Source organism: Lentzea xinjiangensis, assembly GCF_900110955.1.
Classification (GTDB): Bacteria; Actinomycetota; Actinomycetes; order Mycobacteriales; family Pseudonocardiaceae; genus Lentzea; species Lentzea xinjiangensis.
This window is the reverse complement of the sequence record NZ_FOFR01000025.1, coordinates 39,448-65,274: the sequence shown is the minus strand read 5'-3', so window position 1 is coordinate 65,274 and position 25,827 is coordinate 39,448. Positions and strand designations below refer to the sequence as shown.

Here is a 25,827-nt window from a genome sequence, read left to right as displayed (position 1 = left end):
TTCGAGGGCCGGAGGTGCTTTGTCACACTGGGCGGTGTGTCCGAGCCGATGACCGCGGTGCTCCTGCGCGCCGCCGAGCTCACCGCCTCGGGGAAGCCGCGGCAGGCGATCGACCTGCTGCGGCCCCTCGTGGCCGCGAACCCTCGGCACGCCGGGGCGTGGTGCCGGCTCGCCGCCGCCCACCTCGACCTCGGTGAGGCGGACCAGGCGCTCGACGCCGCCAAGCGCGCGATGGTGCTCGACGGCGAGCCGGCCTGGCCGCAGCGGCTGGCCGCGCTCGCGCTGAACGACCTCGGCCGGCACCAGGAGGCGGTGGTCGCGGCGCGGGAGTCCGTGCGGCGCAAGCCCGGCGACTGGCGGTGCTACGTCGTGCTCGCCGAGGTGCTCGCCGGCTCGCCGGAGGGTGGCGTGGAGGCGTTCGACTCGGCCCTGCACGCCTCCCAGCTCGCGCCCACCGAGGCGCGGGCGTTCCAGGTGCTCGGCGACGCGGCGCTGCGCATGCGCGACTGGGGCACCGCCGAGCACGCCTACCGCACGGCGATCAAGCTCGACCCGTCCGACGCCGACTCCCGCGCGAACCTCGCGACGGTGCGGCGGCGCCGGTCCGCGAAGCCGCTCGCGCCGGTGCAGCTGGACAAGGCGCAGGTGTGGCGCGCGCTGCGGATGCTCTCGTTGCTGCTGGTCGGCGGTGGTCTGCTCGCCCTGATCGCCGGTATGCCGCGGCCGACGCCCTACCTGGCGTACTTCACCGGCGCGCTGGTGCTGTGCTGCGGTGTCGTGGCTTTGCGCCTGCGCCCGGTCAAGGTGCTGTTCGGCCTGCGCAAGCTCGCGGTGACGGTGTCGCTGCTCGCCGCGTCCGCGCTCGTCCTGGTGGGCTGGACGGTCGCGCTGCTGTTCGGGGCGACCACCATGCAGCCACTTGTGCTTTCCTGGTTGTGCGCTGTCGTGGGGGGAGCGCTCGTCTACGTCGGGGGAGGCAGGAAGCGGTGATGCGTCGCAACGCGGTCGCGCTCGCGTTCCTGCTGTTCCTGACGCAGCTGTTCGTCGTCGCCTCGCCCGCCTCGCCCGCTCCCGCCTCCGGTTCCGTCGTCCGGCACGGCCACGACGCCGCCAACCTGCCCGGCGCCGCGCCCAAGCCGCACAACCACCACGCGGCCCGGGTGCCGCAGGCGCAGTTGCCGATGGACGTGCCACCGGTCGCGAGGCCCGCGCTGCCCGTCCGCTTCGTCATCGCGTTCGCCCGGCGCGTGCACCGCGCGCCCGACACGGTCCGCTGGACCCCGCAGCGGGACCGCTCGCCGCCTTCCGGTCGCTGAACCCCGTTCCTCGGCAACCCTTCTCCCGGAAGGCTTCATCCACCCATGTCGCGCGACACCGCGCGACGGGGACTCCTCGTGCGCGCTCTGGCAGCGCTCGGCGTCCTCGTCGCCTCCGCATTCCTGTTGCTCACCACCGATCCCCGCCTGGGCCTCGACCTGCGCGGGGGAACCCAGATCGTCCTCGAGGCCCGGGGCGACTCCGACGCGGCCGACCGCTCGCTGGAAGTGCTCCGCCGCCGCGTCGACGCGCTCGGCGTCGCCGAGCCGGTGATCGCCCGCTCCGGCGAGAACCGCATCGTCGTCGAGCTGCCCGGCGTCCAGGACCCCGAAGAGGCCGTCAAGGTCCTCGGCCGCACCGCCCAGCTCGTCGTCCAGCGCAACGGCGAGACCGTCCTGACCGGCGAGGGCATCTCGGACGCGCAGTCCGTCCGCAACCCGCAGGGCGCGGGCTTCGTGGTCACCATCCAGTTCCAGGGCGACGCCCCCGGCAAGTGGCAGGAGGTCACCGGCAAGGCGGCCTGCGAGCCGTCCGGCACCCCCGGCCGCCAGATCGCGTTCGTGCTGGACGGCAAGCCCATCTCGGCACCCGAGGTCAGCCTCGACACGCCCTGCGGCGCGGGCCAGGCCGGCGGCGCCACGACGATCACCGGCCGGTTCTCCGCCGAGGAGGCGGAGGAGCTCGCCCTGGTCATCCGTTCCGGCGCGCTGCCCGTGCCCGTCGAGGTGGTCGAACAGCGCACCGTCGGCGCGACGCTCGGCGCAGAGGCCATCGAGGCCAGCGCGCGGGCCGCGATCATCGGCATCGCCCTGACCTCGGTGTTCCTCGTCTTCGCCTACCGGCTCGCCGGGTTGCTGGCCGTCGTCGCGCTCGCCGGGTACGCGGGGGTCGCCTACGCCGGGCTCCTGGCGGTCGGCGCGACGCTGACTCTGCCCGGCCTCGCCGGTTTCGTGCTGGCCATCGGCATGGCCGTCGACGCGAACGTGCTGATCTTCGAACGGGCCCGCGAGGAGTACGCGCGCAAACCCCACCTACGCCGGGCCGCGGAGGGAGGTTTCCGCGGCGCGCTCAGCGCGATCGCCGACTCGAACGTGACGACGCTCCTCGCCGCCGGGCTGCTGTTCTGGCTCGCCACGGGCCCGGTCAGGGGCTTCGGCGTCACGCTGACCATCGGTGTGCTGGCCTCGATGTTCAGCGCCTTGGTGCTGTCGCGCGTGCTGGTGGTCTGGGTGCTCGGCACGCGGTTCGTGGCGAAGCGCCCCCGGTTGAGCGGCCTGCACACGCTGGGCTGGGTGCGGCAGCGGTTGTCCGTCGTGCTGTACCGCCGTCCGTCGCTGTGGCTGCTCAGCGCCGGTGCGGTGGTGCTGGTCGCGGTCGCGGGGCTGGTCGTGCGGGGCCTGAACCTGGGTGTCGAGTTCACCGGCGGTCGCATGCTCGACTTCACCGCGGGCGGGTCCGTCGACGCCGGCCGCGTGCGCGCCGCTCTGGCCGGCGCGGGCTTCTCCGACGTGGTCGTGTCCTCGTCGGGCAACGAGGTCTCCCTGCGCACCGGCCCGATCGACGACGCTCAGTCGTCCCGGATCGGCCAGGTCGTCTCCTCGGCCGTCGACGGCGGCGCCCGCCAGGACGGCAACGAGCTGATCGGTCCGTCGCTGTCCTCGGAGCTGCGCCGCAACGCCGTGATCGGCCTGGCCATCGCGGTCGCGGCCCAGCTCGGCTACCTGGCCGTGCGCTTCGACTGGCGGCTCGGCGTCGCCACCGTCGCCGCGCTGCTCAGCGACGTCCTGGTGCTGGTCGGGGTGTTCGCGTGGCTGGGCAAGACGGCCGACGGCGTGTTCCTGGCGGCTTTGCTGACGGTCATCGGTTACTCGGTCAACGACTCCGTGGTGGTCTTCGACCGCTTGCGCTCGTTGCGCGGGTCCCGGTTGAAGGCCTCCTACCCGGACGTGGTGTCCGACGCGGTGGTGCAGACCGTGCCGCGCACCGTGAACACCGGCATCGGCGTGCTCTTCGTGCTGTCCGCGCTGCTGGTGCTCGGCGACGGGTCGCTGGCCGACTTCGCCACGGCGTTGCTGATCGGCCTGGTGGCCGGCACGGCGTCCACAGTGGTCACCGCCGCTCCCGTCGCACTGTGGCTGGAGTCGCGTTGGCCACGCCGAGCGGTTTCGGCCGAACGCACGGTGGCCGCACGCGCCTGATCCGTAGCAGAGTAGGCGCATGACGTCCTTCTCCGCGTACCAGAACGAGATCTACCTGCAGGGGCTCGGCGGCGTGGTGCCGCCGTTCACCACCGACCCGGACGCGCTGGAGCAGTCCGCGCGCGACAGGCTCGGGCCGGGGCCGTTCTGGTACGTGGCGGGAGGCGCGGGCTCCGGCGCCACCGTGCGGGCGAACCGGGAAGCGTTCGACCGCGTGCGGATCGTGCCGCGGATGCTGACGAACGCGACCGAGCGGCACCTCGGCGTCACCGTGCTGGGCACGCGGCTGCCGGCGCCGGTGGTGCTCGCACCCGTTGGCGTGCAGTCGATCCTGCACCCGGACGGCGAGCTGGCGACCGCGCGGGCGGCGGCCGAGCTCGGCGTGCCGATGGTGTTGTCCACGGCGTCCTCGCACACCATCGAGGAGGTCGCCGAGGCCTCCGGCGACGGGCCGCGCTGGTACCAGCTCTACTGGCCCAACGACCCGGAGGTGTGCGCGTCGCTGCTGGACCGGGCCCGCAAGGCCGGGTACACCGCGTTGGTCGTCACGCTCGACACGTGGACGCTGGCGTGGCGGCCGCACGACCTCGACCAGGCGTACCTGCCGTTCCTGCGCGGGGTCGGCACGGCGATCCCGTTCAGCGACCCGGCGTTCCGCGCCGGTCTGCAGAAGGCGCCGGAGGACGACCTGCCGATGGCCATCCTGCGGTGGGTGCAGATGTTCACCGGCACCGACAAGTCGTGGGACCAGCTCGCGTTCCTGCGCGAGCACTGGAACGGGCCGATCGTCCTCAAAGGAATCCAGCACGCGGACGACGCGCGCAAGGCCGTCGAGTTCGGAATGGACGGTGTCGTGGTGTCGAACCACGGCGGGCGCCAGGTCGACGGCGCGGTGGGGTCGCTGGAGGTGCTGCCGTCGATCGTCGAGGCGGTGGGGGAGCAGGTCGACGTGCTCTTCGACTCCGGCATCCGCACCGGCGCGGACGTCGTGAAGGCGCTGGCGCTGGGGGCCAAGGCGGTGATGGTCGGGCGGCCCTTCGCGTACGGGCTCGCCCACGGCGGGCAGGTCGGCGTGCAGCACGTGCTGCGCGGCCTGCTCGCGGACTTCGACCTGACGCTCGGGCTCTCGGGGCACCGCAGCCCCGCCGACCTCGGACCGGACGCGCTGCGGTTCGCCTGAGGACTCAGCGGGCGCCGGGCCGCGGCAGCGACCCGGCGCCGCCGCCGGTCACGGCATCGTCGCGGTCATGCGGGCGAGGGTGCCGAAGTCGGCCGGCTGCACCCGCAGCCAGCCCTCGCTCTTCGCCGCGAGGTACCGCCCGCTCGGCGTGTCGATGTAGGTGAGCGGGGCGATGCAGCGCTGCTTGCGGCCCAGGTGGTCGCGCTTGGCCGAGTAGACCTGGCCACCGCCGGTGCGCGGCTCGCCCATGATCTGCTTGAGCTGCGCGACGAGCTGGTCGTTCGGCGTGCTGGCCGGACGGCTCTGCTGCAGGAACGAGCCGGTGTCCTCCTGCACCTGCCGCTTGGGCTTCAGCGCGTCCTCCGGCAGCGTGATCGGGGTGCCCCTGCCCGCCGGCGCGGGCGGCAACGCGCCGACCAGTGCCTGCGGCGCCTCGTCCGGCCGGACCGGTTCAAGCACGAACTGCTTGTCCGGCGTGAGCACGATCCGCAACGCGTCCTGGCCGTTCGTCACGACCAGCACGCTCTGCTGCGGACCGTCCTTCAGGCTGAAGAACGCCCAGTACTCCACACCGGCCTCGACCACGAGCCGCAGCGCGCTGACCAGGTCCGGGTGGACCTGGTTGCCGCGCGCGAGCCCGTACTGCTCGAGCTGCGCCCACGCCGACCGCTGCAACCGCTCGAGCTCGCTCAGGTCGCCCGACTCGAGGAGGTCCTCGTCGAAGTCGACCTGCGTGAGCAGCGCACGGTGCAGCGACGGCAGACCGGCGGCCTGCCAGGCCTGGTAGAGCGCCGTGACCCCGATGGCCACCCTGCTCCGCAGCACGATTCCCCCTTAACCGCCGATGACGGGCGGAGCCACCATCGTCCCGTCGCCGAAGATGTCCTCGGTCTCCTGCAGGTAGGACGCGGCCTTGTGCTCCTTGTCCTCGTCACCCTCACCACGACCGGCACCGGCGCCCATGCCCGCCGCACCCAGGCCCGCCGCGCCGGCGCGACCGGCAGCACCCGCCGCACCGGCACCGCTCGGCCCGAAGCCGCCGGCGCCACCACGACCCTGCTCGCCACCGGCCACCCCGGCCGCGCCGCCGAAGCCGCTGCCCATGCCGCCGGGACCACCGAGCCCACCGGCCCCACGAGCCGCCGCGGCCCCACCGAGGCCACCGCCGCCACCGCCCATGCCGCCGCCACCGCGACCGCCGCCCGCTCCGCCACCACCGGGCCCACCGGTGCCACGGCCGCTACCGGGGCCGTTGGGCCCGCCGGGCCGGTTGCGCGGGTCGTTGGGGTCGAGCCGGCCGCGGTTGCGCGGGTCGTTCGGGTTGTTGGGATCCCACCGCCCGCCGGGCGGGATGCCGGTGTCGATGCCACCGGGCGGCCGGTTGCGCGGGTCGTTCGGGTTCGTGCCCGGCGGCTGGTTGCGCGGGTCGTTGGGGTCGAGCCACGACGGGTTGGTCGTGTCGCCACCACCGGTCGACGGCGGCTTCCACCCGGACGTGCCCGTCGTGCCGTCGTTGGTGCCGCTGCTGCTACTGCTGCTACTGCTGCTGGACGACCCGACGTCGGAGTTGTTCATCCGGTCGACGTGGTTGATCCGGTCCTTGCCGCTGCTCTGCTCTTCGAGGCTCGCGTCGGTGGCCGTGGGCGAGATGAACGTCGGCATGGTGTTCGTGCTCGCGGTGACGGCGTTGCCGTACTGCGTGAACGCCCGCATGTTCGCCTCGTTGACCTGCTGGTTCTTCTCGACCGCCTCGTCGTAGTCGGTCTCCCAGAACGCGAGGTCGTTGAGGAACGGCTTGTCCGGGACGGCCGGCGGCTTGGACATCGCGTTCTTGGCGTTGACGTAAGCCTGCCCGACGGTGTCCGACGTGGTCGCCGCGGTCGCCGCGGACTCCCCGGTCACCTCCGCCCAGGTGGCGAGTGGTGACGTCGCGCCACGCGCGGCATCACCGGCGGCGCCTTCCCAGGAAGCGCCCGAGTCGCTGACGGCCTTCTCGATCAGCCGTGAGACGTCCACGTGGCCGGCGGACAGATCACGCCACGCGTCCGCCGTCGGTGCGGTGCTCTGGCTCGGCCCCTTGCCCTTCTCGAACCACTTGTAGACCGTTTCGCCGCCCGCGAAGGGCAGCGCCGCGAAACCAGCGATGTTCGGCTCGTCCCCAGCCATTCCCGCTACCCCCTCAGGTTTTCGATGACCATCGCCGCGACCTTCTCGGACTCGGGACAGGCGGGCTTCGCCGGTCGCTCATCCGCGGCGATCGCGACGTACACGGTCACCGAGTCCGTCTTCGACACGCCGATGATGGTCGAGCAGTGCAGCGTGCCGTCCGAACCGTCGTTGGTGACGAGCCGGACGCCGTTCGACTGCTTGTCCTGGAAGATCGGATTGCTCTTGACGTTGGCGACCATCTCCTCCACGTCCTTGTCCTCGGTCACGGTGACCGAGTACGTGGAGTTCTTGATGACGTCCTGGCCCTTCCACTCGCATTCCGCGCCGAGGATGTTGGTGCCCGACTTCCCTGCTGCCACGGTTCCGAGGGTCGCCACCTGAGCAGCGGTGAGGATGTCGCACGGCTTGTCCGCGAACTTGGCGATGCTCAGACCGGAGGACGAGCCCGTGCTCGTGGGCGCGCTGCTCGTCTGTTCCCCACTGGTCGGAGCGCCCGTGCCGGCGTTTCCGCCGGTCTTCTCCGAGCATCCGGCGAGGACGCCGGCGGCGAGAACAGCGGTCAACAGGGCGGTCATGCGCTTCAAGGTCGTGTCAGCCCTTCAGTGCGGTCTGCGCCGCCTCGTCGGTGCCCCGGTACTCGGCCAGAGCCTTCTCGATGTTCTTGATCGTCTGCTCCAGCGCCTTCTGGGCGGCGTCGTTGGCCCAGATGTAGCCACCGGGCTGGTCACCTGCGACTTTGCGCATTGCGAGGGTGGCGTAGCCGCTGTAGGGGTCGGGACCGGGCGCTCCCGTCTGCTTCAACAGCTGACCCTGCTTCTGCAGCTCGGTCAGCTTTTCGACCGCGAGCTTCAGGCCGTCGATCATCTTCTGGGCCTGGTCGGGGTCGACGCTGAACTTGGTGGTCCCGCCTCCCGCGGCCGCGGCGGCCGCTCCGGCAGCAGCACCAGCCGCGGCTCCGGCAGCCTTGATCGGCACGAGTGCGTCGAACATCAGCATCTCAGCCAGCTCCCCTCAGAAGTCCACACCCCTGTTGGAGGATTTTTACACAGCCGCGGTTCCCCTCGAAGGCGAACGAACCGGCAGATCAGGTCACATGGCCGATTCGTTCAAGACCCGGCACGCCGACCGGCATAGGTTCGGGCCATGATCGAACGCGCGAGGAACTTCCTCTGGCTCAACGCCCGCACGCTGGAGCAACGCTGGTTCGAGCACGCCTTCGACGGCGGGAGTGCCCAGGCGGTGGTCCAGGCGGTGCTGGCCTACCGCAACGACGACGGCGGGTACGGCCACGCACTCGAGCCCGACCACCGCGGCCCCACCAGCCAGCCGCTGCACGCCCTGCGCGCGTTGCAGATGTTCGTCGAGGTCAACGCCCCCGAACCCGCCGAACCGGTGCTGGCCTGGCTGGAGAAGACCTGTCCCGACGGCAGCGTCCCGTTCGGGATGTCCACCTCCAAGGGGCACCCGATGGCGCCGTGGGTCACCGCCGACGACCGGGGCGGACTCCTCCTCACCGCTCAGATCGCCGCCGCCCTGCACGCCCTGAAGATCACGCACCCCTGGCTCGACCGGGCCACGGCGTACTGCTGGCAGCAGGTCGAGGCACTCGGCCGGACCCACCCGTACGAGCTGCGGGCCGCGGTGATGTTCCTGGACGAGGTGCCCGACCGCGCCCGCGCCGAGCCGGCCGCCGCGAAGCTCGGGCACCTGGAGCAGAGCACCGAGGGCTACGCGGAGGGTGAGGGCCTGCACCCGCACGAGTACGCGCGGACGCCCACCGGTCTCGCCCGCCGGTGGTTCACCGACGACGAGCTGAGCGAGGACCTCGACGAGCTCGAACGCGGCCAGCAGGAGGACGGCGGCTGGACCGTGGCCTTCCCCGCCTTCACGCCCATCGCCCGCTACGAGTGGCGCTCGATCGCCACGGTCGAGGCGTTGCTGGCCCTCCGCCGTCACGGCCGGATCAGCTGACCGAGCGGCACGCCCGCCATCGCCCGCACCTCGCGGGCCAGGTGCGCCTGGTCCGCGTAGCCCGCCTCGGCGGCGACGGCGGCGAACGGCAGCCCGCGCCACGCCAGGCGCAGCGCGGCGTCGAAGCGCAGCACCCGCTGCAGCACCTTGGGCGGATAGCCGAACGCGTCCAGGCACCGCCGCCGCAGCTGACGGGAGCTGAGCCCGATCTCCCACGCCGCCGAGGCCACGTCGGCAGATCGCAGCAACGACGCCGTCGCGGCCAGCGCCGGGTCGACGACCACCCGCGAGGCGCAGAACGCCACCATGTCCGAGAACGACGTCAGCCGGGCACCGGGCACCAGCTCCGGCAGCGGCACCCGCTGGTCCCGCACGGCGTGGGCCGGCACCCCGAACACCGACGGGAAGGCGCCGGGCGGCAACCGGACCCCGTACAACGTGCCCGGCGCGACCCTGGCGAGCTGCGCCCGCGTGTCCGGACCGGCCACGAACAGCGCGCCGGTCGCGGGAGTCCACATCAGATCGGTGCAGCCGTCCGGCACGACGCGCTGCACGGTCTCCGACGCAGCGGTGCGCGTCCAGAGACAGGCCAGACCCGCGGGAGCGGGACGTTCGGCGTACACGGGCCCATCAAAGCAAATGGCGCCGCGTTCCGGAGAACGCGGCGCCAGATGGACGATACTGGGATTGAACCAGTGACCCCTACCGTGTCAAGGTAGTGCTCTCCCGCTGAGCTAATCGTCCGTGCCAACGGACGAGATTCTAGCGGACCGGCACACCGGCACGTCGAGCTGGGGTCAGGTCCCGAACTTCACCCAGTTCACGCTCACGTAAGGCGACGGCTGCCCGCTGGTGAACGTCATGTACACGTCGTGGGTGCCGGAGATGTTCGAGATGTTCGCGGGGATGGTCCGCCACGCGTCCCAGCCCCCGGTGTTGCCCACCGCGATCGAGCCCACCGGTGCCGCCGTGCGGGAACCGATGCGGACCTCGACCAGGCCGCTCACGCCACCGCCGGCACCGGAGGCGACGCGCGCGTAGAACTGCCGGGCCGGGCCGGAACCGAAGTTCACGCCGGAGAACTTGAGGTAGCCGCCGTTCGCGATCTGGTGGACGCCGGAGCCGCCCTCGGCCGGAGCGACGGAGCCGCCGGAGCGCTCGGAGGCGTTCTCGGCCTGCAGCTCGCTGTACGCGGAACCCCCGCCGCCGGGGTTCGACGTCGTCGTGGTGGTCGGGGGAGTGGTGGAACCGCCACCAGCCGTGTAGACGGCCACGTAGTCCACGACCATGGAATGCCCGGACTGAGTGGCCGCGACAGGGGTCGGCTGGTTGTTGTTCAGCGCGTTCGGGAACGCGCCACCCATCGCCAGGTTCAGCAGGATGAAGTACCCGGCGTGCGAGGTCATGCGGTCCCACACACCCGCGCCGAGCTGAGCCTGCGTGACGGTGTGGTAGTGCTGGCCGTCGACGAACCACTTGAAGCTCTTCTCGGCGTCGTCCCACTCGAAGCGGTACGTGTGGAACGCCGACTGGCAGGAGGCGCCGGGGCACACGCGCGAGTTGCCGATGCCGGTGAACTCGTTGCAGGCACCGCCGGGAGCGACGTCGCAGTGCAGCACGCCCCACACGGAGTTGATGCCGTTGACGTTCTCCATCACGTCGAACTCGCCGATGCCGGGCCAGTTCCAGTAGTTGCCGCGGAACGGCGAGCCCAGCGCCCAGAACGCGGGCCAGTAGCCCAGCGCGGCCTGGCCGGTGACGTTCGGCATCTGGATGCGGCCCTCGATGGCGAGCTTGCCGCCGGGCGCCGGCTTGAAGTTCGAGCGCTGCGTCTCGATGCGCGACGACGTCCAGTTGCCCGCGCCGTCCTTCAACGCGGTGATGCGCAGGTTGCCGGAGCCGTCGAGTTTGATGTTGTTGGTGCTGTTCGTGTAGTTCTGGATCTCGCCGGTGCCCCAGTTGGCGGGGCCGCCTGGGTAGCCGTGGCCGAGGTCGAAGATCCAGTTGGAGCTCGACGGCAGCGATCCGTTCGGGCCGTTGAAGTCGTCACCCCACACCTGCGTCCATCCCGCGGCAGGGGGTGGGATCGAAGCGTTGGCGGACATGGCGGCGATCGCCAGGGGTACCGCGGCAATAAGAGCTGTCGTGGCCGCGAGGATGCGGCGGCGTTGCCTCATGCGCGAGTGACCTCCTTGTCACGGGTGCAGTCCATTTATGAGAGCGCTCTCACGGTGCAAGAACAAGCGCCCGTTCGGACGAACGCCGGAGCGTGTGCGAGGACCTGAACGGTCTCGTTTGGACACAGTTCGGCTTCGGGCGGAACACCTCGCCGCCCGCGGTAGGACCAGTCGTCCGGGTGGACCTACTTCGCGTCCGCGTAGCACTCCACGGGCACCGCGTTCATCGGGAACCGCACCGGCGTCTCGCCGAACAGCAACCGGGTCGCCTCGCGCCCGGCGGAGGCGATGGCCTCGATCACGGCGTCGGCGTCCGCGCGGGGGCAGTGCACGAGCACTTCGTCGTGCTGGAAGAACACCAGGTGCGCGTTCACCGGCAACCGGGTGCGCAGCACGCCCAGCAGCGCCGCCGTCCAGTCCGCCGCACTGCCCTGCACCACGAAGTTGCGGGTGAAGCGGCCCCAGTTGCGCGCCGCCCGCCGCGACGAGCTCGACACCTCGCCCGCGTCGTCCGCGCCGCCGGTCAGTTCCTGCCACGCCTGGGAGGGGGCGGGTGAGGTGCGGCCGAGCCGGGTGCGCACCATCCGGCCCTGTTCGCCTGCCTGCGCCGCCGCCTCCACGTAGCCGACGGCGACGGGGAACCTCTTGCGCAGCACGGCGAGCAGCGGGCCGGCCTCGCCCGCCGTGCCGCCGTACATCGCCGACAGCATCGCGATCTTGGCGCGCGGGCGCTCGCCCTTGAACGAGTCCTCCGCCAGCGCCGCGTACAGGTCGTCGTCGCCACAGACCTCCATCAGCCGTGCGTCCTCCGACAGCGCGGCCAGGATGCGCGGTTCGAGCTGTGAGGCGTCGGCCGCGACGAGGCACCAGCCCTCGTCCGCCACCACGGCTCTGCGCAGCAGCCGGGGGATCTGCAGCGCCGCACCGCCGCGCGACGCCCACCGACCGGACACCACACCACCGACGACGTAGTCGGGGCGGAACCGTCCGTCGGAAACCCACGTGTCGAGCCACGACCAGCCGTGCGCCACCCACAGCCGTGCGCGTTCCTTGTAGTCCAGCAACGGTGCCACGGCGGGGTGGTCGACCTTCTTCAGCACCCACCGCCGCGCGGACGGCACGTCGATGCCCGCGCGGGCGAACGCCCGCACGATGCCGGCCGGCGCGTCCGGGTTGAGCTCGCGGCCGCCGAGCGCCTCCTGGACCTGGTCCGCCAAGTCCTGCAACAACTTCGGCCGCGCGCCGGGCGCGGGACGAGGCCCGAGCACCTCCTCGAGGATCCGCAGGTGCACGTCCTCCCGCCACGGCAGGCCGTGGTGCGTCATCTCCGCGGCCGCCAGCGCCGACGCCGACTCCGCCGCGATCAACAGGCCCAGCGCCGGGTTCCGCTGCTGGGCGCGGTAGACCAGGGACAGGGCGGCCAGCTCGTCCGTGCCGCCCGGCAGCACCACCGGCTCCGGGTCGAAGAGCGTCAGCTCGTCGTCCTTCTTGCGCGGCCCGGCGTCGGCCGGCGCGGGCAGCCCCAGCTCGCGGGCCAGCGCCGCCGGCAGCTCGCGCGGCTCCCGGTGCCTGCCCTCGGCGCCGAGCAGCAACGCCTCGGTCAGGTGCACGTCCCAGCACCGGTCGACCCGCACGCCGGAGGCCAGCAGCGCCGGGTAGACCTCCGCGGTGTCCGCCCACACCCACCGCGGCCGGTGGGCGCGCTCCAGCGCCGCGACGGCGGGAGCCAGGGGCGAGGCCGTCATCGCGGGACCCGCCGGTGTCCCGTCGTCGTGCAGCTCCTGCCACCGGCCCGCGCCGTCCGCTTCCGGGACGAGGGCGACCAGCACGCCCCTGATTGTGCCGGTCGGGTCTGACACTTTCAGTCCAGGCTGAAAGCCCGGGCCGACGCAGGGCGGTGGGAGGATCTCCAAGCTGCACAGCAAAGGAGTGAAGGAAAAACGGAAAAGCCCACGATGGTGTGGTCTTCCTGTCGCTGGGCTGACGGTCGGCCGAGTATGAAGCCGTGGACCGAGCACCCAGCGTCGCCGTGCTGCTGGATCCCACCCACCAGGTGGTCCCCTTTCACGGCAGGGAATCCGAACTGCGACTGCTCACGCATTGGCGCGACGGTCCCGCGCCGCAGGCGTCCCTGCTGGTGCACGCCCCGGCGGGCGCGGGCAAGACCAGGTTGCTCCGGCACTTCCGGCAGGAGCACTGGGACGACGAGGCCCACGGCAGGCTGGTGCTGGTCGACGACGCCGACCGCCTCGACTGGGAGACCGTCTTCGGGCTGCTGCAGGACACGCTGCGCGACGGACCGGCGCGCACGCGGGTGCTGCTCGCGGCGAGGACGACGGGCTGGTGGTGGTCCTCCACCCGCCAGCGCGTCGCGGACTTCGACCACGAGGTCACCGACCTCGCGCTGGCCCCGACGCTCGCCGACCGCGCCGAGTCGTTCGCCCTGGCCTGCCGGCACTTCGCCGAGCGGCTCGCCGTCGCCGCGCCGGACGAGCCACCGCCGAACATCGCGCAGGAGACCGTCCTGGACCTGCACCTCGCCGCGCTGACCGCGGTGCGCGGCCACCCGTGCGACGTGAACCGCACGCAGCTCGTCCGCCGGCTCCTCCAGGACGGCGACGGGCCGGAGCAGGGCCGTCTCGCCGAGGACCACCTCGCGGTGGCCACCCCGGACACGCCGGACCCCGACCTGCTCGCCCGTGCCGCGGTGAGGTGGCCGCACCTGCGCCCGCGGCTCGACGAGCTCATCGCCGCCGACCCGGAGGTCGTGCCCGGTATGGCCCGCGACAGCCTCCGCACCGCCGCGGAGATCGGGTCGTTCGCCACTCTCGACCACATCGCCCGGCACGTCCTGCGCGACGAGCGCTTCGCCGTCGACGCCATCCCGTCGATGCTCACCCGGCGGCTGGTCGAACGCGCCGAGAGCACCCTCGACCGCGCCGAGATGTACGGCGTGCTCAGCGCCCGCACGATGGTGTGCGGTCTGCGCGAGGAGTCCGTCGAGGCCTCCCGGCAGGAGGTCGGGTGCTACCGCGAGCTCGTCCGGCAGGACCCGGAGAACCGCCCGCTGCTCGCGGACGCGCTGGGGGACCTGGGCCTGAGGCTGATCAACGCGCACCGGCGCGAGGAGGCGCTGACCGTCTCGGAGGAGGCGATCGCCCTCTGGCACGAGATCGCGCTCGACGACCCGGAGACCACCCCGCAGCTCGCCTCCGCCCTGGAGCAGATCAGCTACCGCTACCAGTCACTGGGCCGCCACGAGGCGGCGATGACCGCCATCAGCCGCGCCACCCTGCTCTACCAGGAGCTCGCGAAGGACCACCCCGCGCTGTTCCGCGCCGACTTCGCCCGCGTCGCCGCCGCGCTGGCCCGCCGGTTCCTCGCCGAGGGGCAGAAGCAGCACGCCGCCGACTCGATGCAGCTCTCCGTCGCGAACTGGCGGGTGCTCGCGCTCGAGGACCCGCGCTTCGAACCGGAGTTCGCCCGCAACCTCGTCGCGGCCGCCACCCTGCTCCTCGACCTGGGCAGGGCGGAGGCCGCGAGCGAGACGGTCAGGGAAGCGATCGACCTCCTGCGCCGGCTCGCCGTCGTGAACCCCGAGACGTTCCGCGCCGAGCTCGCCGACGCGCTGACGCGGCACAGCCGGGCGCTGCGCGAGCTGGCAGGGGGCCTGGACGCCGAGCTGACCGCGCGGGAGGCCGTGCTGGTGTGGCGCGAGACGGGGAACCGCAAGGGGCTGGGCACCGCGCTGCTCACCCTGGCCGAGATCGCCGACGACCTCGACGCGGCCCAGGAAGCCGTCGAGGTGTACCGGGAACTGGTCGCCGAGGACCTCGTCTGGAACCAGGCGGACCTCGCGATGGCGCTCGCGGCCCTGGTCGAGCAGCAGCTCCTGCACGCCCGCGACGACCGGGCGCTCGCCACCGCCGACGAGTGCCTCGACCTCTGCCACCGCCTGCCGACCCAGCTCGTCGACTTCTCCGGCGCGAAACTGGCGCCGGTCCTGCAGTCCACGGCCCGTGCACTGTCCGAATCGGACCACCACGTCCGGGCGCTGCGGATGTCCGAGCTCGCGGTCGACGTGTGGCGCGCGCTGATGGCGAAGACGCCGCCGGCGGCGTACCCCGCGGCCCTCCAGCAGCACGCGTGCCGGCTGCGTGGCGCCGAGCGCAAGGACGAGGCGAGGAACACCGCGCACGCCGCGGTGGTGCTGTGGCACCTGACGGGGCTGGACCTGGACCGGCAGCCCGGCTACGCCGACGCGCTGACGATCTACGGCCGGCTGTGCGCGGAGTCGGGGCACGAGCCCGCCAAGGCGCTCCAGCTCGCCCACCGCGCGGTGCGGATCGCACGCGAGGTGGGCGACGACGCCAAGCTGGAGTTCGCCCTGGAGGCGGTCGAGGAAGCGGAACGAGCGCTCAGCTGGTCGTGAGCAGCGACCGCGCGAAGAACGCCACGTTGGCCGGACGCTCCGCCAGACGACGCATGAAGTAGCCGTACCACTCGTCGCCGTACGGGACGTAGACGCGCATGCGGTTGCCCTGGGCCGCGATGCGCTTCTGCTCCTCGGGCCGGATGCCGTACAGCATCTGGAACTCGTAGGTGTCCTTCGAGCGCGCGGACGCAAGGTCGGCGGCGATCGCGATCAGGCGCGGGTCGTGCGAGGCGACCATCGGGTAGCCCTGACCCTCCATGAGGATCTTCAGGCAGCGCACGTACGACAGGTCGACGTCGTGCTTGTCCTGGTACGCAACGGAAGCGGGCTCCTGGTAGGCGCCCTTGCACAGCCGCACGCGCGAACCGGAGTGCGCCAGATCGCGGCAGTCCTGCTCGGTGCGGCGGAGGTAGGCCTGCAGGACCGCGCCCACCCACGGGAAGTCCACCCGCAGCTCGCGCAGGATGCTCAGCGTGGAGTCCGTGGTGGTGTGGTCCTCCATGTCCAGCGTCACGGTCGTGCCGACCACGGCGGCCGCCGCGCAGATCCGCCGGGCGTTCTCCAGCGCGATCTTCTCGCCGTCCACCGGCAGCGACTGGCCGACCGCGGACAGCTTGACCGACACCTCGGCGCCCCGCGTCAGCCCGTGCGACTCCAGTTGCGCCAGCAGCGTCAGGTACGCCTCGACGGTGGCATCGGCCTGCGACTGCTCGACGGTGTCCTCACCGAGGTGGTCGAGCGTCACGAGGCGTCCGTCGCCGAGCACCTCGGCGGTCGCGCGGATCGCGGAGGAGACGTCGGCGCCGGCGACGAACCGCTCGACGACGGGCCGGGTCAGCGGCGTCGACTCGACGAGCTTGCGGGCGCCCGCGCTGCGGGACGCCAGGAGGAGGCTGGAGCGCAACATGGTTCACGTCCTCGGGGTGTGGTCGTGACCGGTTCCCGCCGCGGGTGGCGGCGGGAACCAGTCACGGGTGGGCCGGATCTAGCCCTGGTGCGGGTGGAGGTGGGAGGTGGGCGCCGCGAACGTCTCCTTGATGGAGCGCGGGCTGACCCAGCGGAGCAGGTTGTGGACCGACCCCGCCTTGTCGTTCGTGCCGGACGCGCGGCCGCCGCCGAACGGCTGCTGGCCCACGACGGCACCGGTCGGCTTGTCGTTGACGTAGAAGTTGCCGGCGGCGAACCGCAGCTCCTCCTGCGCGTGCGCCACGGCGGTGCGGTCACGGGCGATGATCGAGCCGGTCAGGCCGTAGGGCGCCGCGCTCTCCATCTGCTTGAGCACGGTGGGGTAGTCCGCGTCCTCGAAGACGTGGACGGCGAGCACCGGGCCGAAGAACTCGGTGGTGAACACGGAGTTCGTCGGGTCGGTGCCGAGCAGCACGGTCGGCCGGACGAAGAAGCCGTCCGAGTCGTCCGCGGTGCCACCGGCGGCGATCTCCAGCGACGAGTCGGCGCGCGCGGCCTGCAGCACCCCCGACAGCTTGTCGAACGAGCGGCGGTCGATCACCGCGCCGCCGAAGTTCGAGAAGTCGGTGACGTCGCCGTAGGTCAGCGCCTCGACCTCGGCCAGGAACTGGTCCTTGATCTTGTGCCACACCGACCGCGGCACGTAGGCGCGCGACGCGGCGGAGCACTTCTGGCCCTGGTACTCGAAAGCACCGCGGATCATGGCGACGCGCAGCACGTCGGGGTCGGCCGACGGGTGGGCGAGGATGAAGTCCTTGCCGCCGGTCTCGCCGACGATGCGCGGGTACGAGCGGTAGTTCGCGATGTTCGCGCCGACCTGCGCCCACAGCTTCTGGAACGTCGCGGTGGAGCCGGTGAAGTGGATGCCGGCGAGGTCGGGGGAGCTCAGCGCCACCTCGGACACGGCGAGGCCGTCACCGGGCAGCAGGTTGATGACGCCGGGCGGCATGCCCGCCTCTTCCAGCAGCCGCATGGTGAGGTGCGCGGCGAACGACTGGGTCGGCGACGGCTTCCACAGCACCACGTTGCCCATCAGCGCGGGCGCGGTCGGGAGGTTGCCGGCGATGGCGGTGAAGTTGAACGGCGTGATCGCGTAGACGAAGCCCTCGAGCGGGCGGTGGTCCGTGCGGTTCCACACGCCGGGGGACGAGATCGGCTGCTCGGCCAGCAGGGTGCGGGCGAAGTGCACGTTGAAGCGCCAGAAGTCGATCAGCTCGCACGCGGAGTCGATCTCGGCCTGGATCGCGGTCTTCGACTGGCCGAGCATCGTGGCGGCGTTGAGGGTCTGCCGCCACGGGCCCGCGAGCAGCTCGGCGGCGCGGAGCAGGATCGCCGCGCGGTCGTCGAACGACATCGCGCGCCACGCCGGGGCGGCCTCGCGGGCGGCCCGCAGCGCGTCGGTCGTGTCCTGCTGGGTCGCGCCGGCCAGCGTGCCGAGGACCGAGCGGTGGTTGTGCGGCTGGACGACGTCGAACCGCTCGCCGCCACCCATGCGCTGCTCGCCGCCGATGGTCATCGTCAGCTCGAGCGGCTCCTTCTGCAGCTCGGCCAGCTTGGCCTGCAGCTCGGCGCGCTCCGGGGTGCCGGGGGCGTACTGCAGGACCGGCTCGTTGACCGGGGCGGGAACCTGGGTGACCGCGTCCACTCGCAACTCCTCTTCGAATCAGCGTCGGTGCACACACCGTAGGTCCGCGCGACCGCGCACCAGTTGTGCAACCGGCCAACATTCACCAGGTCAGATGTACGATCGTCCAACACCGAAGTGCACGCGGGGCCCTTTCGTGCCCCTGGAGGAAACGCGGGGCCCCCGCGTTCCCAAGAGTGGGGGTGCGATGAGTCTGCGGCACGTGTTGGTCGCGTTGGGCGATCCGCTGGTGGAACTTCAGGTCGCGCCCCACGGCCTGGAGGTCGAGGTGCGCGACGTCGTGATCATGGATCCGGACGACCCGCCGGACGTCGCCCAGGGCGACCTCGCCCTGGTCATCGGCGCCCGCGGCAGGGCGGCGCTGCCGCTGATCAGGGCCGCCGGGCGGGTGAAGGCCGCGGCCGTCGCGGTCAAGGAGAGCTCGCCGGCGCTCGAGCAGGCCGCAACGGACGCGGGCGTGGCGTTGCTCGAGGTGCGGCCCGAGGTCCGCTGGGGTCACCTGGAGTCGCTCGCCAAGAGCGTCCTCACGACCACGACGGACGACGGCGAGGTCCTCGGCGACCTGTTCACCCTCGCGCAAACGATTGCCACGCTGACCGGCGGCATCGTGAGCATCGAGGACACCGCGAGCCGCGTCCTCGCCTACTCCCGCTCGTCCGACGAGGTCGACGAGCTGCGCCGGCTCTCCATCCTCGGCCGCCAGGGCCCGGAGCCGTACCTGAAGATGCTGCGCGAGTGGGGCGTCTACAACCTCCTGCGCTCCTCGGAGGAGGTCGTGCGGATCGACGAACGCCCCGAGCTCGGCATCCGCCGCCGCATCGCCGTCGGCATCCACGCGGGCGCGCAGCCGCTCGGCACGATCTGGGTGCAGGAGGGCGACCAGCCGTTGAGCGAGCAGGCGGAACGCGCTCTGCTCGGCGCCGCCCGCGTCACCGCCCCGCACCTGATCCAGCAGCGCAACCAACCCACGTCGAGGTTCCGCGAGAACCTCCTCGCGGCACTGCTCACCGGCCGCATGGACGCCGCCACCGTCGCCGGCCAGATCGGCGCCGACCCGCGGAAACCCGCCGCCGTCGTGGTGTTCGCGCTCAGGGGCGGGGAGGGCGACCGCAGCGAGCACGAGCTGCGCCGCGCCGAGATGACCGGCCTCATCTCCGTGCACGCGGCGGCGTACCGGCGCAGCGCGCTCGTGAGCGAGTCCGGCGGCCGCACCTACGTCCTGCTCCCGGACCTCGCCCCGAACGCCCAGCTGCTGAGCCTGACGAGGGAGATCGTCACCACGGCGCGGCGGCACCTGCACACCTCGGTCCAGGCCGCGGTCGGCTCCACCGTGTCCACTCTGGACGACGCGCAGATCTCCCGGCAGGAGGCTGAACGCGTGCTGGACGCGATGGCCCGCGACCTCGACGCCGAGGTGGCGACGCTCGCCGACGTCCGCCCACAGGTCCTGGTGAGCGAGATCCTCGCGCTGCTGCGGGAGCACCCGCGCATCCGCGACCCCCGGATCGACGCCCTCGACCCGGAGCTCGCGAAGTCGGTGCTGGCCCACCTCGACGCGCTGGGCGACGTGCGGGCCGCCGCGGAACGGCTGCACGTCCACCCGAACACGTTGCGGTACCGGCTCAAGCGGGCCAGGGAGAGCGGCGGTCTCGACCTCGACGACCCGCTCGTCCGGCTGATCGCCCAGCTTCAGCTCAGGATGCGGTAGAGCAGCGCCCGTTCCGCGATCGTCCACGTCGTCGTGGTGAGCAGGTACAGCCCGGCCGCCAGCGGCAGGTAGGCCGCCACCAGGATCGTCCCGTACGGCAGCACCTTGATCAGCCCGGTCATGAACCCCGGCGCGGGTGTCGCCGTCATCCGCGACTGCTGCCAGCGCACGGTCAGGTAGGCGACCAAGGCCAGCAACCCGAACAGCACGAAGAACACCCACGCGAAGCCGTTCGTGAAGTGCGTGCCGAGCGAGACGCCGAACAACGTGCCGTCCAGCAACGGGTTCGGCGTTGTGACGACCTGGTACATGACCATGAAGAACGGGACGGTCGCGAGCATCGGCAGCATGCCGGCGAACATCGACACGCCGTTGGTCCGGTAGACCTTCTGCGACTCCTCGGAGAACCGCACCAGGTCCTTGCCGTACTTCTGCTGCAGCTTCTGGATCTCGGGGGCGAGCTTGGCCTTGGCCTTCTCACCGCGCACGGCCGCGCGGTAGAAGGGGTGCAGCGCGAGCCGCACGACGATGGTGAATCCGACGATGGCGAGCGCGGGCATGCCGAAGCTCGCCAGGGCAGCGCCCAGGTCAGCGAACAAGGGAGGTTTCTCCGTCTTGAGTCGAGGGATGTGCGGGACGTGTCAGAACGTCCGGCATCCCGGTGCTCGGGGACGGGGCCTGCCTGCGGCGTCGGGATTGCGCAGCCGCAGTTGTGCTGTCCGCTGGGCTCGTTCGCGGATCGCGAGCGACCGCGCCGGTGCCACCGAGAGCGGCACCAGCGCGACGACCACGATCAACGCCACGGCGAGCGCGGTCACAGCCGCGACGACCTCGGCCGGGGACGACACCAGCGTGAAGGCGTAGAGGGCGGGCAGGAAGACCGCGAGCACCAGCATCGCCCGCTGCTCGGTCTCCGGCCGCCACATGCCGACGACGTTACTCGAACTCGGGTCGTTCAGTGCTCAGAATGTCGCCCGCGTGGTCGTACAGCGTGATGAGCGTCGCGTCCGCCCAGCCCGGCCACCACGCGACCACCCACCCGTTGGCGATGGTGGCTGTCACCCGCCTGCCGTCCGCCGTGTCGACGCGGATCTTCCCGACCTGCGGACCGACCATGCCGCTCATCATGCGATTGGCCTCCGTGCCGTCGCTCGACCTTTGGCCGTCCACGCCGGTGAAGCGGAACGGTGCCGAGCCGAGCGGCTCCACCCCACTCCTGTCGACGCTGCCGGTCACGCGTTGGCCGTTCGGTGTGGCCAGGCAGAGCAGCCGGCTCTGCGGGCCGGCGAACAGCACGAGCGTCAGGTCGCCGCGCTGGTCCACGACCTTCGCCTCCGCGGGGGCGAAGGGCATCTCGGACCGGGTTCCCATCTCCTCGACCTGCTCGCGGCATCTCTCGACCCTGGTTTCGGTGTCCGGGCCGGGCGCCCGCGGTTCGGCGGTCCACGACGCGTAGGCGGACTGCGTGGGTGTCCACAGCACCGCGCCGACGACGGCGGCCGCGGCCAGCGCGGTCGCGGGCACGGCGAAGCGCCACCACCGGCGGGACGGTTTCGTGCTGATCTCTTTCAGCAGCGCGTGCTTGCGGACCTGCACCCGCATCGGGTCGAGCGGCGGGATGCCGGGCTTGACGGTCACAGTGCCTCCTCCACCAGGGCGCCACGCACGGTGCGTTGCGCACGAGCGAGCCGGGACTTCACCGTGCCGACCGGGATGCCGAGCACCGCGGCGATCTGCGCCTGGGTCAGGTCCGACCACGCGGACATCTCCAGCACCTCCCGATCTCCGGCGGGCAGCTTCGCCAGCTCCGCGATGACCGCCCTGGTCCTGGTCTCCGCGTCCACCCGCCGGGCCACGTCGTCGGCGTGGTCGTCGTCGGCGTGGTGCGGCGGGACCTTGCCCAGTGCGGTCTTGTAGCGCGTGCGGGCGCGGTGGTGGTTGCGGGTGACGCCGAGCGCGACGGTGTACAGCCACGGCAGCAACGACCCCTCAACCGTCACTGACGCGCGTTTGCGCCACGTCTCCATGAACACCACGGACACCAGGTCCTCGGCCACCGCCCACGTGCCGGTGCGGCGCAGGCAGTAGGCGAACACGGCTTGGGCGTGGCGTTCGAACAGCCGCCCGAACGCCTCGCTCCCGCCGGCCCGGACCTGCCCCCAGAGCTCTTCGTCGGTCACGGACCCTCCTCTCTGCCCGTTCATGTCCGCGGGGGCAGCGGAGGTTCACGACTCGACCAGACCTGGCCGTTCCGGGTGGTCGTAGCGGACGAAGAGGTCGGCGACCGGTTCGTAGTCGTCGAACGCGGGCAGCGTCCACTCCTCGGTGGTCTTGCGCCGCAGAGCGCCGGGGGAGAGCCAGAGGTGCACGGTCAGCTCGGCCGGCAGCCACCGGTCCAGCATGAGCGTGCCGTCGACGACCACGACGCCGTTCTCCGGCACGTCCACGTACTCGGCGCGGCTGGCCCGGTCGGTGACCGCGTTCCACAACGAGGGCAGCACCCTGCCGTCCACCGCGGGGTCGAGGACCTCGCGCTGCAAGCCGCCGAAGTCGAACCAGTCGTGCCGGTAGGAGTGGGAATCGGTGCGGCCGTGCTCCAGCCGCACCGACGCCGGCCGCAGGAAGTCCTCAATGGACACGCGGCGCACCGCGCGGCCCAGGGCGCGCAACGGTTCCACCACGGCGTCCGCGAGCCTGCCGGGTTCGGCGGCGGGAGCGCCGTCGACCAGCACGCGCACCCGGCCGTGCATCGCGCCGACGCGCGAGACGATCTCGGCGACGAGCGTGTCGAACGTCAGCGGGCGGACCTTCACCGCCACACCGCCGGGGGTTGCCAGTCCGCCCAGGCCGTGTCCCACCAGATCTCGCCGGAGGCCAGCATCTTCTCGATCTCGACGGCCTCCGCCCTGATCGCCTCGGCCTCCCGCGCCGAGTACTTGCCCGACGCGACCTGCTCCTCGAACTCGTCGAGGTCGCGCTGCTCCCACGTGCCGTCCGGCGCCAGCGTGTAGTCCAGGGCGTGGTCGAGCGTCTCGAACCCGTCCTCGACGCGGCGGTAGGGCGCCTGCAGGTTCAGGTAGTAGTTGCCGAACTGCCGGTCGTCGCCCTTCCAGAACAGGTCGACGGAGTAGGCGTCCCGCGGCCGGTGCAGCATGAGCTTGCCGTGCCCGCGCCAGAACCCGCGCGCCGGCTTGTCCCACGGGTGCGGGTGGTGGTGGTCGGGGTAGGTGAGCCGGGTGCCCGGTTCGACGAACACGGCGAGCAGGCCCGGCTCGTCGACGACCACCCTGGTCGGCATCTCCGACCAGACCTTGCCGTGCAGCACCTCACGCCGCACCACGACCTCACCCGGCGTGAACAACCTCATGCGCCGAACTTACGTGATCACGCTCCGCCGCGTCCGCGGCCAGCACCTTCCGCTTGAGCGGCGGCACGGCGTTGGTCACGCGCAGGAACGTCCGCGAGAACGCCGTGACGATCCGGCCGATCACGGGCTTGTGCACCAGGCCCGTGCCGTCCATCATCTCGCGCGACGCCTCCACGGCCCGGAACCCGTACTCGATCATCTCCTGCTCGTACTCGGTGATCGCCCGCACCACGTCCTTGCCCCGGTCCGCCTCGACGAGCTTGCGGCACAACAGCTCCGCGTCCCGCAACGCCGTGTTCGCGCCGATGCCCCTGCCGGGCGTCATGAGGTGCACCGAGTCGCCGATCAGCGTGACGGTGCTCGGCTGCCACGGCCGCAGCCGCTCGGACGTGCGGACCTTGATCCGGAACACGGTCTCCGGCGTGGCCAGCGCGACGAGCCTGCGCAGGTCCGGATGGAACTTCGGGGTCAGGTTCAGCACGACCTGCTTGAGTTCCGCCTGGCTCATGCCCGACATGTCCGGGAACTTGTCGTGCGAGGCCGCGAATCCCCACATGATGTAGTCGTCCTCGACCCCCGTGCCGTCGAAGCGCATCACGTGGATGATCACGAACTCGCCGTGCGGGCCGTACAGCAGCGTGACGGCGCCGTCGGCCAGCGGGGGCAGCAGCCTCAGGTTCTCCTCGGTCAGCGGCAGCTTGCCCGCGATCGACGTGATGCCGGTGTCGACCACCTTGGCGTGCGGCAGGTACTGCTCGCGCACCTTGGACCGCGCGCCGTCCGCGCCCACCAGCACGTCGCCGGTCTCGGACGTGCCGTCGGCGAAGAACGCGGTGACCGTGCCATCGTCGTTGCGGGCGAAGTGCGTGAACGACTTGTCGAACCGGACGACGTCGTCGAGGCCGCGCAGCAACGCCGTGCGCATCGCGATCCGGCTGACCGACTTCTCGCTGCGGCTGTCGTCGAGACCCTCCGGCAGGTCGCCGACCAGCAGTTCGCGGTACTTCTCGGTCCGCATGTTGATCCGCACCGGTGGCCGCGCCGTGGTGCGGACGAACTCGGCGAACACGTCCGCGGGTAAGCAGCTGTGCAGCGCTTTGCTGCCATCGGGGCTGATGCCGACCCGGTAGCCGATCAGCATGCTGCGCGGCGTGCGGTCGCGCTCGAACAACGCCACGTCCACGCCGGCCTTCTTCAGCCCGTGCGCCAGGCACAGGCCACCGGTCCCCGCTCCGATGATGAGTACGCGCATGACATTCTCCCTGCTAAGTCTCTTAGCAAGGAAGATATTCAGTTGCTGAGAGTCTTGTCAATCTTCCTGGCTGAGCCTCCGCAGCCGCGCCAGGGCGATGGCCCGCCGGACGTCGTCCACCGGCAGCAGCCGGACGAGCTGCTCCAGCGCCTCGGTGTCGTGCTCCCCGGAGTCGGTCTGGGTGAACGTCCACAGCGCGTTGGCGTCCCCACGCGACAGGACGGCCTTGCGCACGCCGGTCGCGAGGTCCTCCCGTTCGGCCAGGACGAAGGGAGCCTCGGAGCGGCGCAGCAGGGAGCCGCGGTACCGGGAGGCGGCCAGCGGCACGTCGCCGTCCTCGATCGCGGCGCGCGCCGCGAGGAAGTCCGCCTCGACGTCCGCGGTGAGCCGGTAGGGCCTGGTCGCCAGCACGTCGGTGCCGAGCTGGGCGCGCAGCCGGTGCAGCTCGGCGCGCACGGTCGTGGGGTTGCCCCGTTCCCCGTAGAGCCGCAGCGCGAGCTGGTCGGCGGACAGCCTGCCGTGCAACGTCAGCGCGCACAGCAGTTCGGCGTGCCGCAACGAGATCGGCACCTCGCGCCCGTCCAGCACGACCTTGGGCTCCGGCAGCAGGAACGACAGCGACAGCACGCTCCGCCGGACGTGGCGTTGCCGCGGCACGCGCAGCAGGTAGCCCTGGGCGAGCGGTTCCAGCACCGCCTCGCGGCCGTCCGGCAGCCGCACGCGGTCGCAGGAGACGTCCACCCGCGACGGCAGCAGACCGTACGGCTCGACCGCGACCACCCGGCCGGTCGCGCTGAGCAGCGCGCCGGGCTCGCCGCGCAACGCGATGAGGTGCCGCATGTTGCGCGCGCGGAGCTCCTCGTCCCGGGCGTGCATCCTGGCGAGCATCTCCGCCTCGGCGAGCCGGGCCGAGGCGGACACCAGGGCCATCATCGAGGGGTGGACGGTCTCGATCGGACCGCTGAGGTCGACCACGCCGATGGTCGTGCCGCTGTCCGGGTCGCGGATCGGGCTCGCCGCGCACGTCCAGTGGTGGTAGGTCCGCACCAGGTGCTCCGCGGAGTGCACCGTGACGGCCGAGTTCACCGCCAGCGCGGTGCCCATGCCGTTCGTCCCGGCCGCGTCCTCCGACCAGAGCGTGCCCTCGGCCAGGCCGACCTCCTCGGCGTGCGCGCGGGTGTCCCTGGAGCCCTCGCACCACAGGATGTGGCCCTGCGCGTCCGTGACGATCATGATGTGCTTGGCCTCTTCCGCGAAGCCGAGCAGGGTCTCGCGCAGCACCGGCAGCGTCGAGTGCAACGGGTGGCGTTCGCGCAGCTCGGGAAGCTCGTCGGCGGCGAACACGGTCGGCGCGGTGTGCAGGTCCGGATCCACGTTGGCCGCGAGTGACCGTCGCCACGACGCGGAAATCACCGAGCGTGGCGAAACCACCGTGCGAGTAC

General features: G+C 71.8%; 24 protein-coding genes and 1 tRNA gene. 7 read left to right on the top strand and 18 right to left on the bottom strand.

The features are described 5' to 3' along the window. Positions 1-36 precede the first annotated feature (36 nt). From BMW88_RS35355 to BMW88_RS35340, 4 genes are all read left to right on the top strand, one after another. Positions 37-990, top strand: coding sequence for a tetratricopeptide repeat protein (locus tag BMW88_RS35355; protein WP_089959656.1), 954 nt, complete (start codon positions 37-39; stop codon positions 988-990). Beyond that, a complete protein-coding gene (locus BMW88_RS35350; protein ID WP_089959654.1) occupies positions 990-1,316 on the top strand; it encodes a hypothetical protein in 327 nt (108 codons plus the stop codon). Before BMW88_RS35355 ends, BMW88_RS35350 begins: the two co-directional genes overlap by 1 nt. A gap of 78 nt (positions 1,317-1,394) precedes the next feature. After that, positions 1,395-3,515, top strand: a complete 2,121-nt coding sequence (secD, locus tag BMW88_RS35345) for a protein translocase subunit SecD (RefSeq protein ID WP_342715320.1) — start codon at positions 1,395-1,397, stop codon at positions 3,513-3,515. A 19-nt stretch (positions 3,516-3,534) separates the two neighbouring features. Further along, positions 3,535-4,695, top strand: coding sequence for a lactate 2-monooxygenase (locus BMW88_RS35340; protein WP_089959650.1), 1,161 nt, complete (start codon positions 3,535-3,537; stop codon positions 4,693-4,695). A 48-nt stretch (positions 4,696-4,743) separates the two neighbouring features. On the opposite strand, the gene BMW88_RS35335 is transcribed toward BMW88_RS35340, so the two are convergent. From BMW88_RS35335 to BMW88_RS35320, 4 genes are read right to left on the bottom strand one after another with little or no spacing between them, the layout of a single operon-like run. Continuing rightward, positions 4,744-5,520, bottom strand: a complete 777-nt coding sequence (locus tag BMW88_RS35335; RefSeq protein WP_177221573.1) for an ESX secretion-associated protein EspG — start codon at positions 5,518-5,520, stop codon at positions 4,744-4,746. A 9-nt stretch (positions 5,521-5,529) separates the two neighbouring features. After that, complete coding sequence (locus BMW88_RS35330; protein WP_089959644.1) at positions 5,530-6,861, bottom strand: PPE domain-containing protein; 1,332 nt, start codon at positions 6,859-6,861, stop codon at positions 5,530-5,532. 5 nt (positions 6,862-6,866) lie between these two features. Continuing rightward, on the bottom strand, positions 6,867-7,439 hold the full coding sequence (locus BMW88_RS35325; RefSeq protein ID WP_089959642.1) for a DUF3558 domain-containing protein: 573 nt from the start codon (positions 7,437-7,439) through the stop codon (positions 6,867-6,869). Positions 7,440-7,455: 16 nt separating this feature from the next. Continuing rightward, positions 7,456-7,860: a hypothetical protein gene (locus tag BMW88_RS35320; protein ID WP_089959638.1), complete on the bottom strand. Its 405-nt coding sequence runs from the start codon at positions 7,858-7,860 to the stop codon at positions 7,456-7,458. A 147-nt stretch (positions 7,861-8,007) separates the two neighbouring features. Here BMW88_RS35320 and BMW88_RS35315 point away from each other — a divergent pair, with 147 nt between their 5' ends. Next, positions 8,008-8,835, top strand: a complete 828-nt coding sequence (locus BMW88_RS35315; RefSeq protein WP_089959635.1) for a hypothetical protein — start codon at positions 8,008-8,010, stop codon at positions 8,833-8,835. On the opposite strand, the gene BMW88_RS35310 is transcribed toward BMW88_RS35315, so the two are convergent. From BMW88_RS35310 to BMW88_RS35295, 4 genes are all read right to left on the bottom strand, one after another. After that, positions 8,817-9,458, bottom strand: coding sequence for a helix-turn-helix domain-containing protein (locus tag BMW88_RS35310; RefSeq protein ID WP_245778277.1), 642 nt, complete (start codon positions 9,456-9,458; stop codon positions 8,817-8,819). The genes BMW88_RS35315 and BMW88_RS35310 overlap by 19 nt on opposite strands. 49 nt (positions 9,459-9,507) lie before the next feature. Next, positions 9,508-9,579, bottom strand: a tRNA-Val gene (locus tag BMW88_RS35305). 53 nt (positions 9,580-9,632) lie between these two features. Next, the gene (locus tag BMW88_RS35300; RefSeq protein ID WP_089959633.1) at positions 9,633-11,012 is read right to left on the bottom strand and encodes a carbohydrate-binding protein; all 1,380 of its coding nucleotides are present in this window, start codon (positions 11,010-11,012) and stop codon (positions 9,633-9,635) included. Positions 11,013-11,197: 185 nt separating this feature from the next. After that, positions 11,198-12,841: a bifunctional 3'-5' exonuclease/DNA polymerase gene (locus BMW88_RS35295; RefSeq protein WP_089959630.1), complete on the bottom strand. Its 1,644-nt coding sequence runs from the start codon at positions 12,839-12,841 to the stop codon at positions 11,198-11,200. 176 nt (positions 12,842-13,017) lie between these two features. Between BMW88_RS35295 and BMW88_RS35290 the strand changes: the two genes are divergently transcribed. Further along, entirely contained in the window at positions 13,018-15,444 is a 2,427-nt protein-coding gene (locus BMW88_RS35290; protein WP_089959626.1) for a tetratricopeptide repeat protein, read from the top strand. Here BMW88_RS35290 and BMW88_RS35285 read toward each other — a convergent pair. Together BMW88_RS35285 and pruA are read right to left on the bottom strand one after the other, a co-directional pair. After that, entirely contained in the window at positions 15,431-16,354 is a 924-nt protein-coding gene (locus tag BMW88_RS35285) for a proline dehydrogenase family protein (protein WP_089959622.1), read from the bottom strand. The genes BMW88_RS35290 and BMW88_RS35285 overlap by 14 nt on opposite strands. Positions 16,355-16,432: 78 nt before the next feature. Further along, on the bottom strand, positions 16,433-18,058 hold the full coding sequence (gene pruA, locus BMW88_RS35280) for an L-glutamate gamma-semialdehyde dehydrogenase (RefSeq protein ID WP_089959618.1): 1,626 nt from the start codon (positions 18,056-18,058) through the stop codon (positions 16,433-16,435). 187 nt (positions 18,059-18,245) lie between these two features. On the opposite strand from pruA, the gene BMW88_RS35275 reads away from it, so the two are divergent. After that, a complete protein-coding gene (locus BMW88_RS35275; RefSeq protein WP_089959617.1) occupies positions 18,246-19,766 on the top strand; it encodes a PucR family transcriptional regulator in 1,521 nt (506 codons plus the stop codon). Here the strand turns inward: BMW88_RS35275 and BMW88_RS35270 are convergent. From BMW88_RS35270 to BMW88_RS35235, 8 genes are read right to left on the bottom strand one after another with little or no spacing between them, the layout of a single operon-like run. Beyond that, positions 19,748-20,365, bottom strand: coding sequence for a YidC/Oxa1 family membrane protein insertase (locus tag BMW88_RS35270; RefSeq protein ID WP_089959613.1), 618 nt, complete (start codon positions 20,363-20,365; stop codon positions 19,748-19,750). The two genes, BMW88_RS35275 and BMW88_RS35270, sit on opposite strands and share 19 nt — an antisense overlap. A 42-nt stretch (positions 20,366-20,407) precedes the next feature. After that, complete coding sequence (locus BMW88_RS35265) at positions 20,408-20,692, bottom strand: DUF6412 domain-containing protein (RefSeq protein ID WP_245778276.1); 285 nt, start codon at positions 20,690-20,692, stop codon at positions 20,408-20,410. A 10-nt stretch (positions 20,693-20,702) separates the two neighbouring features. Next, positions 20,703-21,404, bottom strand: coding sequence for a hypothetical protein (locus BMW88_RS35260; RefSeq protein WP_089959610.1), 702 nt, complete (start codon positions 21,402-21,404; stop codon positions 20,703-20,705). Then, the gene (locus BMW88_RS35255) at positions 21,401-21,946 is read right to left on the bottom strand and encodes an RNA polymerase sigma factor (protein WP_177221572.1); all 546 of its coding nucleotides are present in this window, start codon (positions 21,944-21,946) and stop codon (positions 21,401-21,403) included. Before BMW88_RS35255 ends, BMW88_RS35260 begins: the two co-directional genes overlap by 4 nt. Before the next feature lie 45 nt (positions 21,947-21,991). Then, a complete protein-coding gene (locus tag BMW88_RS35250) occupies positions 21,992-22,579 on the bottom strand; it encodes a nucleoside/nucleotide kinase family protein (protein WP_089959808.1) in 588 nt (195 codons plus the stop codon). Then, a complete protein-coding gene (locus BMW88_RS35245; RefSeq protein ID WP_089959606.1) occupies positions 22,576-23,133 on the bottom strand; it encodes a ribonuclease FAU-1 family protein in 558 nt (185 codons plus the stop codon). Before BMW88_RS35245 ends, BMW88_RS35250 begins: the two co-directional genes overlap by 4 nt. Continuing rightward, a complete protein-coding gene (locus BMW88_RS35240; protein ID WP_089959602.1) occupies positions 23,111-24,385 on the bottom strand; it encodes an FAD-dependent oxidoreductase in 1,275 nt (424 codons plus the stop codon). Before BMW88_RS35240 ends, BMW88_RS35245 begins: the two co-directional genes overlap by 23 nt. 57 nt (positions 24,386-24,442) lie before the next feature. Beyond that, the gene (locus BMW88_RS35235; protein WP_245778275.1) at positions 24,443-25,798 is read right to left on the bottom strand and encodes a GAF domain-containing protein; all 1,356 of its coding nucleotides are present in this window, start codon (positions 25,796-25,798) and stop codon (positions 24,443-24,445) included. Between the last annotated feature and the right edge of the window lie 29 nt (positions 25,799-25,827).